Annotated in this window: 18 protein-coding genes; 8 read left to right on the top strand and 10 right to left on the bottom strand. The window is 64.9% G+C overall.

What is annotated here, in order from left to right:
- Positions 1-193: 193 nt before the first annotated feature.
- Positions 194-457 (bottom strand): hypothetical protein, encoded by a 264-nt coding sequence (locus R9X41_RS14700; protein ID WP_318631186.1) that lies wholly within the window; start codon positions 455-457, stop codon positions 194-196.
- 273 nt (positions 458-730) lie between these two features.
- On the opposite strand from R9X41_RS14700, the gene R9X41_RS14695 reads away from it, so the two are divergent.
- Positions 731-1,189, top strand: coding sequence for a hypothetical protein (locus R9X41_RS14695; RefSeq protein ID WP_318631185.1), 459 nt, complete (start codon positions 731-733; stop codon positions 1,187-1,189).
- Positions 1,190-1,201: 12 nt separating this feature from the next.
- Here R9X41_RS14695 and R9X41_RS14690 read toward each other — a convergent pair whose 3' ends face one another.
- Positions 1,202-1,369, bottom strand: a complete 168-nt coding sequence (locus R9X41_RS14690; RefSeq protein WP_318631184.1) for a hypothetical protein — start codon at positions 1,367-1,369, stop codon at positions 1,202-1,204.
- Positions 1,370-1,415: 46 nt separating this feature from the next.
- Between R9X41_RS14690 and R9X41_RS14685 the strand changes: the two genes are divergently transcribed.
- From R9X41_RS14685 to R9X41_RS14670, 4 genes are all read left to right on the top strand, one after another.
- Positions 1,416-1,955, top strand: coding sequence for a 2'-5' RNA ligase family protein (locus tag R9X41_RS14685; protein ID WP_318631183.1), 540 nt, complete (start codon positions 1,416-1,418; stop codon positions 1,953-1,955).
- A gap of 85 nt (positions 1,956-2,040) precedes the next feature.
- A complete protein-coding gene (locus R9X41_RS14680) occupies positions 2,041-3,426 on the top strand; it encodes an APC family permease (RefSeq protein WP_318631182.1) in 1,386 nt (461 codons plus the stop codon).
- A gap of 165 nt (positions 3,427-3,591) precedes the next feature.
- Positions 3,592-4,941 carry an alpha/beta fold hydrolase gene (locus R9X41_RS14675; protein ID WP_318631181.1) on the top strand — a complete coding sequence of 450 codons (1,350 nt, stop codon included), beginning with the start codon at positions 3,592-3,594 and terminating at the stop codon, positions 4,939-4,941.
- The gene (locus tag R9X41_RS14670; RefSeq protein ID WP_318631180.1) at positions 4,938-6,488 is read left to right on the top strand and encodes a GMC family oxidoreductase; all 1,551 of its coding nucleotides are present in this window, start codon (positions 4,938-4,940) and stop codon (positions 6,486-6,488) included. The genes R9X41_RS14675 and R9X41_RS14670 overlap by 4 nt, the downstream gene beginning before the upstream one ends.
- A gap of 38 nt (positions 6,489-6,526) precedes the next feature.
- On the opposite strand, the gene R9X41_RS14665 is transcribed toward R9X41_RS14670, so the two are convergent.
- From R9X41_RS14665 to R9X41_RS14645, 5 genes are all read right to left on the bottom strand, one after another.
- Positions 6,527-6,757: a hypothetical protein gene (locus R9X41_RS14665; RefSeq protein ID WP_318631179.1), complete on the bottom strand. Its 231-nt coding sequence runs from the start codon at positions 6,755-6,757 to the stop codon at positions 6,527-6,529.
- 339 nt (positions 6,758-7,096) lie between these two features.
- The gene (locus R9X41_RS14660) at positions 7,097-7,489 is read right to left on the bottom strand and encodes a hypothetical protein (RefSeq protein WP_318631178.1); all 393 of its coding nucleotides are present in this window, start codon (positions 7,487-7,489) and stop codon (positions 7,097-7,099) included.
- Positions 7,490-7,786: 297 nt separating this feature from the next.
- The gene (locus tag R9X41_RS14655; protein ID WP_318631177.1) at positions 7,787-8,146 is read right to left on the bottom strand and encodes a hypothetical protein; all 360 of its coding nucleotides are present in this window, start codon (positions 8,144-8,146) and stop codon (positions 7,787-7,789) included.
- Positions 8,147-8,216: 70 nt separating this feature from the next.
- Positions 8,217-8,687, bottom strand: a complete 471-nt coding sequence (locus R9X41_RS14650; protein WP_318631176.1) for a hypothetical protein — start codon at positions 8,685-8,687, stop codon at positions 8,217-8,219.
- Positions 8,688-8,748: 61 nt separating this feature from the next.
- Positions 8,749-9,033 (bottom strand): hypothetical protein, encoded by a 285-nt coding sequence (locus R9X41_RS14645; protein WP_318631175.1) that lies wholly within the window; start codon positions 9,031-9,033, stop codon positions 8,749-8,751.
- 420 nt (positions 9,034-9,453) lie between these two features.
- Here R9X41_RS14645 and R9X41_RS14640 point away from each other — a divergent pair, with 420 nt between their 5' ends.
- A complete protein-coding gene (locus R9X41_RS14640) occupies positions 9,454-10,632 on the top strand; it encodes a GGDEF domain-containing protein (RefSeq protein WP_318631174.1) in 1,179 nt (392 codons plus the stop codon).
- Positions 10,633-10,930: 298 nt separating this feature from the next.
- Positions 10,931-11,671: a hypothetical protein gene (locus R9X41_RS14635; RefSeq protein ID WP_318631173.1), complete on the top strand. Its 741-nt coding sequence runs from the start codon at positions 10,931-10,933 to the stop codon at positions 11,669-11,671.
- A gap of 45 nt (positions 11,672-11,716) precedes the next feature.
- Here R9X41_RS14635 and R9X41_RS14630 read toward each other — a convergent pair whose 3' ends face one another.
- The 3 genes from R9X41_RS14630 to R9X41_RS14620 all read right to left on the bottom strand — a co-directional run bounded on the left by R9X41_RS14630 (position 11,717) and on the right by R9X41_RS14620 (position 14,355).
- Positions 11,717-12,112, bottom strand: a complete 396-nt coding sequence (locus R9X41_RS14630) for a YkvA family protein (protein ID WP_318635246.1) — start codon at positions 12,110-12,112, stop codon at positions 11,717-11,719.
- A gap of 82 nt (positions 12,113-12,194) precedes the next feature.
- Positions 12,195-13,604 carry a heavy metal sensor histidine kinase gene (locus tag R9X41_RS14625; RefSeq protein ID WP_318631172.1) on the bottom strand — a complete coding sequence of 470 codons (1,410 nt, stop codon included), beginning with the start codon at positions 13,602-13,604 and terminating at the stop codon, positions 12,195-12,197.
- A gap of 7 nt (positions 13,605-13,611) precedes the next feature.
- The gene (locus tag R9X41_RS14620) at positions 13,612-14,355 is read right to left on the bottom strand and encodes a heavy metal response regulator transcription factor (RefSeq protein ID WP_318631171.1); all 744 of its coding nucleotides are present in this window, start codon (positions 14,353-14,355) and stop codon (positions 13,612-13,614) included.
- Positions 14,356-14,480: 125 nt separating this feature from the next.
- Between R9X41_RS14620 and R9X41_RS14615 the strand changes: the two genes are divergently transcribed.
- Complete coding sequence (locus R9X41_RS14615; RefSeq protein ID WP_318631170.1) at positions 14,481-14,801, top strand: DUF4148 domain-containing protein; 321 nt, start codon at positions 14,481-14,483, stop codon at positions 14,799-14,801.
- The last annotated feature ends 25 nt before the right edge of the window (positions 14,802-14,826 follow it).

Raw genomic sequence — 14,826 nt, 5'->3', positions numbered from 1 at the left:
ACCGCATCGAGCGCCCTGCGCCGCGACGGCGCGGCTCCGGGGCAGCCGATCAGGCGCTGCCGTCATCATCCCGGCGAGCCCCCATGCCACCGTTCCTTCGAGGACGCCGGCATGGGGGCTCGTCCGCTTATGTCTGTCGTCGGCAGGCATCTCTACACGTCCCTATGCCCCACGGCGCGGACAGGCGTTGCGGTCAGTCTGCGCCGGGCAGTCCGGCATGCCACTCGCGGTAGGGCGTTGCGGTGACCATGCGGCGGTTGAGATCGGGCGCACCGTCGGTCCACCACACGGGGCCGCGTTCTCCCAATGCCCGCTTGGCAGCATCGACCTCGGCTCGTGCGGCACGTTCGGCGTCGGGGTCGTCGGCCCGGCGCGCCCGGCCGACCTCGCGACGTGCGCGCATCAGGCGGTCGACCCAGCCCTGGCGCACTTCGTCGTCCAGGGCGGGATCGCTCATGCGCCAGAGGCGTCCCCGCACGACGAAATAGCGGCCATCCGGCGTGACGGGGTGGGGCGGTGAATCGACCATCGCGGCAGTCTAGCCACCCCGGCCAGACCGGCAGACCCCCGCCGGCAGCGGGGCGATTGTCGCCAGCCGGTGGACAGTGTTGTGCGGCTCAGCCGATTTATCCCGTGGCTCTTCATCCCTAAAGTTCATCCATCGCATCGCCGTGCAGATGCCCCGGCGATACGAGCCAACCACCATCGCATCGAACGACAGGAAAACACCATGAACAACACCATTCGCTCCTCCGCCATCCGTTACGCACTCACCACGGCCGCGGCCGTCGTCATGCTCGGCTCCTTCGCCGCCACGTCTGCCTTCGCACAGAACCTGACCCGCGCCGATGTGCGTGCCCAGGTCATCGCCGCACAGGGCGAAGGCACTCTCGGGTCGGTGGCGGCGCCCTATGGCTACGACACCGCTGCTCGCCCGATCACCGGCGCAAGCCGCCAGACCCGCGCGCAGGTGACGGCCGCGACCGAGCACGCCTTGGCAGACGGCGAGATCGACGCCCAGCTCGGCGAGAGCTACGGCGCCAAGACCCCGGTCGCCGCAGGTGCCACCAGCCGCGAACAGGTGAAGGCCGCTGCCGCCCGCGCCTTGCGCGACGGCACCATCAATGCGCAGCTCGGCGAGTCGTACGACAGCCGCATGCTTCCCGTGCGCGCAGCGCGCGCCCTGTGATCGCCGTCGATCTCATTCGATATCTGCATGGCGCGTTGAACATCGCCATGCGGTGGACGGCTCTGCCAGACAGTCGACCACCTGCTGCTTGATGCGGCGCCCGGAACCTGGCGGGAACACCGCCGGCCAGACGCTCCAGGACCAGGCCCCCATGACAAGTTCATCGGGGCCTTTTTTCATGGGGGGCGGGGTTTCATCCCGGCCGGGTCGCGGCCATCATCTCGCCATGTCTTCCACCGCCCTGATCGTGACCCTGCAGATGGACGAAGCGTCCGCCGCCCGCTTCACCGAGCTGCGCCGCCAGCACTTTCCGCCCGAGCGCAACTGGCTCGAGGCGCACATCACCTTGTTCCATGCCCTGCCGGTGGCGTCCCTGCACACCGTGCTGCAGGACGCCGCGGCCGTCGCCGGTCGCACCGACGCATTCCGTCTGCGGGTGGATCGGGTGCATTTTCTGGGCGCGGGTGTGGCCTACGCGATGTCTTCACCCGAGGCCCTGGCCGTGCGTGCCACGCTGGCCGAAGCCTGGCTACCGCTGCTCGGCCGGCAAGACCTGGCCTGGCGCGGACCCTTGCACGTGACGGTGCAGAACAAGGTGCAGCCGCCGGTCGCCCGACGGCTGCAGGCCGAGCTGGAACAGGGCTTTCAGCCGCACGACGTCGGTGCGGTCGGGCTGCAGGTCTGGCACTACGAAGGCGGGCCCTGGCGGGCCGCCGCGGCTTTTTCATTCGCCGGGCGCGACACGGTAATCGATCGACGCGCTTGAAAAAGGGCTTGTCCGACACCCGATGCAGTGCTACGGCGGTAGTTTCGATCCATCCACGGCGTACCTCGCCGCGTTCAGGAGCCGTATGCCTTCTCCGGTCGTCACCCCCGAGACTCCCGCATCCAACGCCGCCGAACCCTCGCTGCACCGCGTCATAGGGCCGTGGCTCCTGCTGCTGTTCATCGTCGGCGACATCCTGGGGACCGGCATCTATGCGCTCACCGGTCAGGTCGCCAAGCAGGTGGGCGGGGTGGTCTGGCTGCCCTTCCTGGTGGCTTTCGTGGTGGCGATGGTCACCGCGTTCAGCTACCTGGAGCTGGTCACCAAGTACCCGCGCGCGGCCGGCGCGGCCCTGTATGCGCACAAGGCCTTCGGCATCCATTTCGTGACCTTCCTCGTGGCCTTCGCGGTCATGTGCTCGGGCATCACCTCGGCCTCCACCGCGTCACGGGCGTTCGCGGCCAACCTCTCCGGCGCCTTCGACCTGGGACTGTCCGGCGGCATCGGCATCACGCTCATCGGACTGGGCTTCATGGCGCTGGTGGCGGCCATCAACCTGCGCGGGGTGGGCGAGAGCGTCAAGTTCAACGTGCTGCTCACCTGCGTGGAACTGACGGGTCTGCTGATCATCATCTTCATCGGCCTGTCGGCCATCCTGGGCGGGGAGGGTGACTTCTCGCGGGTGACGCAGTTCAGCGCGGCGGGCGACCGGGGCGTGTTCTGGTCGGTGATCGGGGCGACCACGCTGGCCTTCTTCGCCATGGTCGGCTTCGAGGACTCGGTGAACATGGCCGAGGAATGCAAGGACCCGGTGCGGCACTTTCCCAAGGTGCTGCTGGCGGGCCTGGTGATCACCGGGCTGATCTACGTGCTGGTATCGATCTCGGCGATCACGCTGGTGTCGCCGGAGCAGCTGGGCGAGGGCGAGACGCCGCTGCTGAAGGTGATCGAGGCCGGCGCGCCGGACTTCCCGGTGGGCATCTTCGGCGGCATCACCATGTTTGCGGTGGCCAACAGCGCGCTGATCAACATGCTCATGGCCAGCCGACTGCTCTACGGCATGAGCCGCGAAGGCGTACTGCCGCCGGCGCTCGGCAAGGTGCACGCCAAGCGCCGCACGCCCTACATCGCCATCGGCTTCACCACGCTGCTCGCCTTCGGGCTGATCACCTTCGTGGGAGAAGTACCGGCGCTCGGCGGCACCACGGCGCTGCTGCTGCTTTGCGTGTTCACGGTGGTCAACGTGGCCGTATTGGTGCTGCGACGCGACCAGGTGGAGCACAAGCATTTTCGTACCCCCACCATCCTGCCGGTGCTCGGCGCCTTGTCGTGCGCGTTCCTGGCCGGACCGTGGACGGGGCGGGACATGGCGCAGTACCGCATCGCCGGCATCCTGTTGGCGATCGGCGTGGTGCTGTGGGGACTGAACTGGATGCTGCACCGGGCGCGCCAGCCGGCGGTGGCGCGTTGAACTTGTCTCGCGTGGCGTGAAGCCATCGGCCTACCGCAGATAGGCTTTCGCGCCCCTGGCCGATTCGCCTCGACCACTTCGATCATGCAGTCGTCGTCGGAGATCGGAATGTGCTGATGACGGAGTGCCCTGGCACTTCTTCCTCATCAACGCCTTGCTACCGATATGACCGACAAGACCGTGCTGTTCATGCTCCATGCGCTGGGGGGCAGTGCCCATGCGTGGGGCGGCGTCGCCGCCGCACTTCCCGTCAACTTCGAAACCGTGACGATCGACCTGCCGGGCTTCGGCGAGGCGCGGCACGCCACCGATACGAGCATCGCCGCCACGGTCGAGCATGTCGCCGCCGCTGTGCGGCAGCGCGGGGCGGCGCGCTGGATGCTGGTGGGCCACAGCATGGGCGGCAAGATCGCGAGCATCGTCGCCGCGCGGGCGCTGGCCGGCGAGCCGGGCCTGTTCGGATTGGCCGGCGTGGTGCTGCTGGCCGCGTCGCCGCCGTCGCCCGAACCGATGGACGAGGACCGGCGCGCGCAGATGATCGGCTGGGCGGCGAATGGTCCTTTGGATGGGTGCGCCGCGCGAGCCTTTGTCGATGCGAACGTCGGCGCTCCGCTCGATCCTGCCGCCGATCGGCTGGCGCTGAACGATCTGCAACGCAGCGCTCCACACGCCTGGCTCGCCTGGCTCGAACGCGGCAGCCGCGAAGACTGGTCGGGCGAGGTCGGCACGCTGGAGTTGCCGGCGCTGATCGTCGCCGGTGGAGCGGATGGCGACCTGGGCGAAGCGGGGCAACGTGCGACCAATGCCGTCGTCTACCCGCAGGCACGCCTCGTGGTGGAGCAGGGCGCTGGCCACCTCTTGCCGCTGGAGCGGCCATCGCAGGTCGCCGAACACATCGAGCGCTTCTGGCAGCAGCATGCCGGCCGGGGGCCGGCCATCCCGGATTCATTCGTTCACCTGATCGCGTCCGCGCGGGTCAGCCGTCGAGTGCGCGCCACGCTGGCGGCACGCGCGCTGGCCGACGATGCGGCCTATGCGCCCCGCGTGCTGTCGCCGATCCAGCTGAACACCTTGCGCGCCGTGACGACCTGCGCGCTGCCGCAGACCGGCCCGGCAATCGACCTGGCCGCGCGGATCGATGCGCAACTGGCCGCCGGCAAGGGCGATGGCTGGCGCTTCGCCGACATGCCGCCCGACCGCGAGGCCTACCCCCTGGCGCTCGACGGGCTGAAAGGCTTCGGCGCCCTGACGTCGAGCGAACAGCAGACAAGCCTGGCTCGACTGGAGCAAGGCGACTTCGACCGCGCAATCCTGACCGGCGCGCAGATGAAGCGCTGGTTCGAAGACCTGCGCGCCGACCTGGTTCGCCTGTGGCTCGGCCACCCGGCGACCATGGCCGTCATCGGTTTCGACGGCTTCGCCAACGGCGGCGACGGCCCGCGCCTGCAAGGCTTCGATCGCCTCGCGGCCGGCGAGCAGGAGTCGTGGGAGCCGCTGATGGAGGTGTCGCGATGAAGCTCGATGCGATGCGCCGATACGGCGATGACGAGATCGTCGACGCCGTCGTCATCGGCACCGGCGCCGGTGGTGCGCCCCTGCTGGCAAAACTCGCCGCACGCGGCCTGCGGGTCGTGGCGCTGGAAGCCGGTCGCCACTGGGAGCCCGGCGAGCACACGGCCGACGAAACGGATGGCACCGACATCAACTGGATGGAAGAGCGGCTGAGCGGCGGCGCGACCCCCACGGCCTTCGGCCCCAACAACAGCGGCATCGGCGTGGGCGGCTCCACCCTGCACTGGGGAGCCTTCACGCCGCGCCCCGATCCGCGCGACCTGCAGCTGCGGTCGATGACCGGCATGGGCCAGGACTGGCCGATCGCGCATGCTGAACTGATCGGCTACATCGAACAGGTGGAACGTTTCATCGGCGTTTCCGGCCCGGCCGACTACCCCTGGGATCCCACGCGCCGCTACCCTTTGCCACCGGCCAAGCGCAACGCGTCGGCGGACATGATGGCGCGGGGCTGCGCGGCGCTTGGTATCACCACGGCGGATGCGCCCGCCGCGCTGGTCTCCCGCGACTGGCAGCAGGAAGGTGGCGGTCTGCGCCAGGCCTGCGTCAACTGCGGTTCCTGCCACCAGGGATGCCGCAACGCGTCCAAGGCCAGCATGGACACCACCTACCTGCCGCTGGCTGTGGCGCATGGCGCGGAGATCCGGGCCGAATGCCGGGTTCATGGCATCGAGCGCGATGCGTCCGGCCGAGTCACCGGCGTCGTGTACCGGCATCGCGGCGAGGACCGCCGGCAGCGCTGCGCTGCGCTGTTCCTTTGCGCCGGCGGCGTCGAAACGCCGCGCCTGCTCCTGCACACCGGGTTGGCGAACAGCAGCGGACAGGTCGGGCGCAACTTCCTGGCCCATGGCGCCACCCAGGTCTGGGGGAGTTTCGACACCGAGATGCGATCGCACCGTGGCTATCCGTCTTCCTTGATGACCGAAGACATGCTGCGGCCGAGCGATGCCGACTTCGCCGGCGGCTACCTGATTCAGAGCTTGGGCGTGATGCCGATCAACATGGCGACCCTGCTGGCGCGCGGCGCGGGACTGTGGGGGCAGGCCCTGGTCAATGCGGTGCAGGGCTACCGGTTCATGGCGGGTGTCGGGATCAACGCGGAATGTCTGCCCTCGGACGGCAATCGGCTGGAGCTGTCGGACGAGAAAGACGCCTTCGGCATGCCCAAAGCGGTCATCCACTTCAGTCCTGGTTCGAACGAGAAGGCGATCGACCGGCATGCAACCGACGTGATGCGGCGGATCGTCGAAGCCGCCGGTGCCACCCGCACCGTGGTGCTGCCACGCACCGCGCACACCATCGGTACCTGCCGCATGGGAACTGACCGGGAGACGTCGGTGGTCGATGCTCAGGGGCGGAGCTTCGATATCGGGAATCTCTGGATCTGCGACAACTCGGTGTTTCCGAGTGCCTTGGTGGCCAACCCGGCGTTGACGATCATGGCGCTGTCCTTGCGGACGGCTGACGTGTTCCTGAATACAGCGGTTTGATGCTGCATCGCGTGCTATCGCAAGCCTGACCCGGCTACTCAGTGAAGCGTCAGATCGAGCCCGAGCATCCTGCCGATGCCGAAGGTAAGGAGCAGAAGTCCGATCAGCATCACCGCAAAGATCCCGATCACCTTACCGCTCACCAGCAGCATGGCGCGGGCTTCCTTCCACTTCGTCCCCTTGTCGTAATGCCATTTGATGGCGAAGAACATGCCGGTGCCGAGCACGAGAAGCTTGAAGGTGACGAAAACGAGGGGAACCCAATCCATATTTACTCTGAGATCTCAATCGGTGCTGAGGGTCGTTGGGGCACCAGGTGCATGAAGCTTGGTTGCCGTGCAAAAGTGAGCGCGCTTCAATAGAGGAGGGACCAAGCTAAAAGCTTGCCCCGCATATTAACGATCTTGTGTTTTGTTTTCCAGGATTTTCCGGCGCTAAAAATGCGATCAGATCCGATCAATGTGTTTTGTGATTAAAGATTTATAAATGAAAAAGGCTTATTGAAGTCAGCGTTCACGATGTCCGCTTCGGGCCCAAAGCAGACATTCGTACAGCATTCTCAACACTGCATCACTGCTACGATCTTTGGAAAAGATACTTAATATTTTTCAGATCGTCATGACATGTAAAGGATGAAGGCTGGATATCGGAAATCCTACATGTAAAAAACCTGTTTGCAGCGACCCTAATTTTTTTCCATTAATCTGAGTTACTTTGTGCTTTAGCAGTCCAGACGTTACGAACCACTCACCGTTGCCGTGTTCGTTCGGTTCGCCTTCGTCATCAACAACTTTTTCGCTATAAGCGAGGCTGCCACTGTCGTCTATTTGAAAAGTCCCAAGAAAATTGCGGTCAAAGCGATCTTTATACTCGTAAGTCCAAGTTCCGCTTAGACGCGCCTTAATTCCGTCGTCCGTCGAGATTTGTTTATCACCGCAACCGCCAATAAGCATTCCAGTCATAAAGACTGCAAAAATATTTAAGAAATGGGTTGTTCTCATTTAATTGAGAGTACGCGCTCTGGGTTGACGGGTAACAATGTCCGTTTCTGGCCGATGGTTGCCGCTCCGTGCTTGGATGGGTAGCGCCCAATGCAGACCTCTATCGGAAGGCCTTCCACTCAAGGTCTTGCCGCAGGTGGAATCCTTCAATGTTGTTGCAAGACCGTTAAAAGTGAAGCGATGAATCAAGTAGATTCGAAAGCTCAACCGTCTATGAGCGACTGCTCCGGTCAGCGCCATAGCGGCGCCTTGGTGTTGAAGCGGCCGTTAGCCCAAGAATTCAATTATTTTTAGACTCTAAAATTTTTCTTCTGCTGGCCTCTTCAAGAAGCAAAAAAATAATAAAGCAGATGACAGCGAGCAAAATAATGCCATTGCACTAAGCCAACCTCCACCTGCATAGCCAATTGCCAACGAAAGAAAAAAACTAAATATGAAGCCCGGGACTAGGAATCCAATCACAAGGCCCACATTTAGCGCTGAATGAATTTTCAATGCCAAGAAAATTAGCAATACAGCAAAGAAACAATAAAATGGCATTGAAACAATCAACAACGCCATACCATACTGCGCACGTCCGTCACCCAGGTAGGCAATCAAAGCGCCCGGAATGAGTGAAAGAGCTGCAGCGGCAATCATGATGAATTCCTTGGGCATGGTTTTTGATGTCCTCTTCTGGCCGATGCTAGCAGCTCTGCGCTCGACAGCGAAGTGCTTGTTGCGAGCATCACTTTGCCAACCACATCCATAATGGAGCAAACGGCAGGCAAACTGCCGCCGCAATCGCAAACAAGCCGAGTGCTATTGGCACACATAAAATCCAACCATCGCCAGCATAAAAACATATTCCGGTTGCTGCGATAAAGGATGCTATAAAAAGCCAGTCTGCCAGCGTTGAGATAAAAGCACACGCGCGCAATTCGTGGCGCCGATGCAGTCGGCTTGCTAGAACAGGAAATGCTATGGCTGCGTACAAAACACCAAAGACGGCGGCAATGAAACATGCGGCGAAGCCTTGGATTGCTCCAGAATCCCCGTTAGGGTCCCAATTTGGAGAATTTATCTCATGATAAATGGATGCCGATAAACTGAGCGGCATTAAACAGATGGCAAGACTTGTGAGTATCGTCGCTTTAAGATATCGCTGCGATGTTGGCTGTGACGAAGGCTGAGAACTCTGCTGCTGTAAATTTGACATCAAATCCTCTTTGCGTCTGCTCCTGGCCGATAGTAGTCATTTTATCTGTCACGCGTTAATGCTAAAGATAAGATCGCTCAGCCCTTTTTCTAATTAAACATCCAGCAAACATTCCTATGCTTATCCACCATAACGTGCCAAGCACTCCGAGCACCAGCCAGGTGCCGCCATTGGTCAATAACTTTGTACTGAGTCCGAGTAATAAAAAGACGGGAAAATCAGGCAGAATGAAGTAATAAAATCCCCAGCTCCCCTCCACTTGCCCAAAATAAGCTGCAACCACCAGCAGGAGATGGACCAGCCCTAAACTGAGTGCGATTCTATGGCGTTGTTTTTGCAGGGCCATGCTGTTCTTTATAAACTTTTCGATTGCTCAGCGTCCGCTTTTGGCCGAAAGCAGCCCTCGAATCAAACAATTCCACGTTCGGGTTCAAATATAGCGACTGATACTAACTTCGAATTGGCGCAATTGGGCGGCAGTTAGGTGAAGGGCGCAGGATGCCCGCTGGGTGGGGCAGATGATAAGGGGCGGGCGGGTGATAAATATAAGTTCTGCGTCTGGGCCTGGGTCGGCACGTCACCAACGACCACGCACCGGCCTTCTCCAAAGCGCATCCTGCGAAAATCCGTCCCCACGCACGATTCCCGCTCAATTCAAAACGAGAGCCTCGGCGGTCGCTACCAATCCGCCGATCCGCTCGATCGCCTTCGCTCTCGCCGCGCGGGCTTCCATGCGGAGCCGCCCGCGCCAGTACATTCCCCGCCCATGGTTCTCGATCCCTTCACCATGCTCGTCCTTACCGCGGCCATGGCCGCCGCCTCGGCGCTGTATCTCGCCGCGGAGTGGAGCAGCGTGCGCGAACGCTCGCTGCTGCTGTGGAGTTCGGGCTTTGCCGTCATCGCCGTGGGCAGCGCGCTGGCCCTGCTGCGTTCAAGAGGCTTCGTGCTGGTCGGCATCTGGTTTTCCAACGGTCTGCTGATCGTCGCCCATTGGTTGTTCCTGGCCGGCGTCGCCAGGTTCGCGCGTGTCCCGCTGCGGCGGGTCTGGTGGCTGCTGGCCGTCGTCTGGCTGGCAATGTTGTTTCTGCCCGATGGGCCGTGGTGGTCCAAGGCGATGTTGGGCATCCAGTCGCTGTTGATCGCGGTCACCACCTTGCGCGCCGGCCTGTTGCTGCGACCGCATGGCGGCGCGCTCAGCATGGGCGCGGCGCAGTTGCGCATCGTGCTGCTGGGTCACGGCCTGTTCTACCTGGCCAAGGCCGCGTCGACCGTGACGCTGGACGCCTTCGTCAACCTGGCCAGTTTCCGCGGCACTGTGATCCTGGTTTCGCTGGTGGAGGGTGTGATGCTGATCATGCTGCTCGCGATGTCCATGACCGGCACCGAGCGACATCGCCGCGAGCAGCGCATCGCCAAGATTGCCGCCCGCGACCCGCTCACGCGGCTCGCCAATCGTCGCGCACTCCATTTGCGCGCACCGGCATTGCTGGAGCAAGCCTCGCCCGCCAACCCCGGCGCTCTTCTGCTGATCGACATCGATCACTTCAAGCAGGTCAATGACCTCCACGGTCACGACGCCGGCGACCGCCTGCTGGTGGCTCTCAGCGATCTCTTACGCGCCGTGATGCCTCGCGGCGCGCTGGCTGCGCGCCTGGGTGGGGACGAATTCGTGATCCTGCTGCGCGGCGTCTCGGACGCGGACGCGCAGGCGCTGGGACGGGATCTGCGCGAGGCCTTCGGGCAGCAGGCGCGCGCGATGTTCGCGACGCCGGAGCCCGTGTCCCTGAGCATCGGAGCGATCTTGTTCGACCGCCCGGAGATGGAGCTATCGCACTGGCTCAAGCAGGCCGACGAGGCCCTTTATGCATCGAAACGAAAAGGGCGCGATCGGATGGAGCTCGTGTCGTTTCCGCCGGGGGCGGGCGGACTGGCAGCCATGTTTTGAAAGCGCGTCATGCGCCCTGACTGGGCCTAGGCGGCGATTGCCACGCATATCGCAACCAGGCAGCTGGCGAATTTTCTCGATTCGAATTCAGACTGGGTTTCTTCCTGGCCACTGCCTGAATGGCTAAGCACTGAAAGGGTCAGCCGTACAGCTCGAACTCGTCACGTCGACGCTGAGCGAGCCGCCGCTTTTCCGTCCGTTCGAACGCATTCCGCTGCAATTCGGCTCCTGCACGATTGGTAACGAATAGTTATCATAGGTATCTTCCTAGATACATATGACAACAACAGGAGCAGCCATGGTCAGCGGCAATTTTTCGAGGTTCGGTGCGGCGGTGGTGGCGGTGGCGCTGGCCGGATGCGGTGGCGGCGGCGGTGATTCCGAACCCGCCATCGCCATGTCTTTCAGCCCGAATCCACTGACGGCGACCTTGCTGACCAGTGGGCCGGCCGTCGGCGTCACCGTGCGTGCCACCATTACCAACGCACCGACGACCACCGTCTACGCGGTGGTGGTGGCAGACCGCCCCGTGGTGCAGACCGGCGCCTTCGCGGTGACCCAGGTCGCGGCCGGCGTTTTCTCCGGCACCGTCAACGTCTCCACCACGCTCGCCGCCGGCACTTACTCGGGCAACTTCACCTTGCGCCTCTGCAAGGACACCGCCTGCGCCAGTGAATACGCCGTGAGCGGCAACAACCTGCCCTACGTGATCACCGTCACGCCGCAGCTCGCGCTGACGACCTCGGTCAACGGCGTGGCGACGGCCGTGAGCAACGCCTACTTGAATGTGCGCAGCGGCGACGTGGTGTCGGTGCAGTCGAATGTGCCGGTGGTGTGGAGCGCCTCGGCGATCGGTTCCTCGGCCACGCTCAATTCGACGCCGCCGACCGTCACGGTGACTTCCCAGACGTCCACCAGCTGGACCGGGCGCCTGACCAACGCGGCCGGCAGCGTCGGCACCAGCACCGTCATCCTGTCGGCAGCGCCCGCCACCTTGGGCGCGCCGAGCCGCAGCCTGGCGATCGGCGTCACGCCCTGATCGGTGCGACCTCGCGGTCGGCTGGCCTGAGTGCCGGCCGCCGCATCAGGCTTCGGCGCGCAACCACCACCAGCACAAGGCGGCGGCGGTAGCCAGCCACGAGCCCACCACCAGGCAGGCTCCGACGACGCTTCGTGGCTTGCGCCCCGCCTCGCGCAGCCACTGGTCCGCCGAGGCGCGGCAGTGGGCGATGACCGCCGGCGGCACCAGGCGGATCGCGAGCCAGATCAGCCCTGGCAGCAGCAGCACGTCGTCGACGAAACCCAGCACCGGGATGAAGTCCGGGATCAGGTCCACCGGACTCAGCGCATAGGCGACGACGAAGAACGCCAGCGCCTTGGCATGCCAGGGCGTGGCCGGGCTGCGCAGCGCGAACCAGAGCGTGGCGCCGTCGCGCTTGATCCGCCGCGCCCAGGCTCTCAGCTTCTCGACGATGGTCATGCGCGCGAGCATGCCAGAGCGATGGTCCGACCTCGGCTGTCGCATCGACAGGGCAGGGTAGCGACCGATCGCGGCGCCGACCTCACACCGCGGGGCTCGCCAGATCGGCGGCATGGCCCGCGTCGTCGTCGCCGAATCGCAGCAAGACCGAGGTGACCCCCACCGACGACACCGCACGCGCCGATCCGCCGTGCATGCGCAGGATGGCCGCGACGATGGCCAGCCCCAGGCCGTGGTGGCCGGCGTCGCCGCCGGCCCGGTCCGCCTCCAGCCGGTAGAAGCGGTCGAAGACCCGCTCCAGCTGGGCCTGCGGTATGGGTGCGCCACGATTGGCCACGGTGAGCTCGGTGTCGCCGCCGTCCGGCGCAGTGGCGATGTTGACGGCGATGTTCGATCCGGTCTCGGCGTACCGCGAGGCGTTGCCCAGCAGGTTGGAGAGCGCGCGGCGCATCAGGCCGCCGTCGTAGCGGCAGTGGCTGTCGCCGACGACGCTGACGGTGAGTCCGCGTTCCTCCAACGCCGCTTCGTGGAACTCGGCCACCTTGGCCACCTCGGCGGCCAGCGAGCAGGGCGGGCCGCGTCGCGCCACGGCGCCCCGGTCGACGCGCGACAGGAACAGCATGTCGCCGACGATGGCGCCCAGGCGGCGCAGCTCTTCCAGGTTGGAGGCCAGGGTGTCGCGCAGCTCGTCCGGGCCGCGGTCGCCGGTGAGCATGAGCTCGGTCTCGCCGATGAGGATGGTGAGTGGCGTGCGCAGTTCGTGGGCGACGTCGGCGTTGAAGCTTTCGGCCTGCTGCAGCGCCCGTTGCAGCCGGGCGAGCAGGGCGTTGACCTGCTCGATCCAGGGCTGCATTTCCAGCGACGGATGCGGCGTGGACAGCCGCTGGTCCAGCCGGTCGGCGGTGAGCGCGCGGGTCTGCACGGCCAGGTCGCGCATGGGCGCCAGGCCGCGCTGCACCAGCCAGTAGCCGCCCAGGCCCACGGTGGCGGCGCCGCCCAGCGCGACGGCGGCGAGGATCCAGGCGAGCCGGCCGAGCAGCAGCGCGTCGGGCGACTGGTCCATGCGCAGCAGCACGTCGGCCCGGCCGCCCGGCACCCAGGAGGCTTCGAGTTCGAAGGCGGCTTCGCGCACGCGGCTGGCGCCGAAGCCCGGCGCGGTGGGGCTGCGGTAGTCCAGGCTGCCGTCGCGGCTGCGCAGCGACAGCGAGATGTCGGTGTATTCGCGGAACAGCCGGTCGAACTGCTGGCCCAGGCTCAGAAAGTCGTGGTCGCCGTCATGCACCGAGCGTTCCAGCAGCAGTTGCACCAGGGCGGTCTTGCGGGCAATTTCCTCGTCGGCCCGGCTGGCCAGCGCCCAGGCGGTGAGCCAGTAGACGACGACGCACACAGCGCCCAGTCCCAGCAATGCCTGCAGCGCGAGCAGCCGCGACAGGCGGGCGCCGAGCGCGTAGGGCCGGTCGCGCCAGGTGCGCCAGAGCGCTCCCGCCGTCATGCGGACTTCACTCGGTGGACGCCGCCGCCTTCAGCGGCTCTGGCGACGGCGGCGGCTCGTGCGTCTGCCGGTCTTCCAGCACATAACCCATGCCGCGCACCGTGTGCAGCAGGCGCCGGGCGAAGGGCTCGTCGAGCTTGCCGCGCAGGCGGCGCACGGCCACTTCGACCACGTTGGTGTCGCTGTCGAAGTTCATGTCCCAGACCTGTTCGGCCAGCACGGTGCGCGACAGCACCTCGCCCTGGCGCCTCAGGAGCAGGGTGAGCAGGCTGAACTCCTTGGCGGTGAGGTCCAGGCGCACGCTGCCGCGCGAGGCGCGGCGGCGCAGCAGGTCCAGTTCCAGGTCGGCCAGTCGCAGCACGCTGCTGTCTTCGATGCTGCGGGCGGCGCCCCGGCGCAGCAGCGCATGCAGCCGGGCCAGCAGTTCGGAGAAGGCGAAGGGCTTGCCCAGGTAGTCGTCGGCGCCGGCCTGCAGGCCGAGCACCCGGTCTTCGACGCGGTCACGGGCGGTGAGCATGAGCACCGGCAGCGAGCGGGTGGCGGCTTCCTGGCGCAGGCCGCGCAGCACGCCATAGCCGTCGAGGCCGGGCAGCATCACGTCGAGCAGCACCAGGTCGTACTGGCCGTAGTGGGCCATGTGCAGGCCGTCCACGCCGTCACGGGCGGAGTCGGCGCTGTAGCCGTTCTCGCGCAGGCCGCGCAGCAGGTAGTCGGCCAGCTTGGGTTCGTCTTCGATCACGAGGATTCGCATGGGCCCGAGCTTATGCAACGAAGGGCGGGCGCAGATGACAAATTCGTAATCGCGCAGTCCGGATGCTGTCGAGGCCCGGTGCGCACAGTGGAGCCGTCTCTTCAACACACGCAAAGGTTGCGCTCATGAAACTCTCCCGCATCACCACCCTGGCCCTGCTCGGCGCGCTGGCCGCTCCCGCCATGGCCTACCAGCTCCACCAGAAGATCGTGCCGGCCGACGGCGAACGCGGCTACGTGACGTACCTGGATCCGTCGGTGCAAGGAAAATCCCGCGACCAGGTGAAGGCCGAGCTGGCCGAGGCCCGCGCCCAGAACGCCACCGCAGTACGGTTCGGCGTCTGGCCCACCCCGCGTTCCACCACGGTGGCCGACGGCGCCTCGGTGCGGCGCGGTGCCCACGAAGCCGCCCGCCAGCCGATGAGCCAGCAGTACCTGCCGAACTGATCGGCGCACGCGGCGGCCCCGGGCC

Source organism: Xylophilus sp. GOD-11R, from assembly GCF_033546935.1.
Classification (GTDB): Bacteria; Pseudomonadota; Gammaproteobacteria; order Burkholderiales; family Burkholderiaceae_C; genus Xylophilus.
This window is presented reverse-complemented; position numbering and strand designations above follow the sequence as displayed.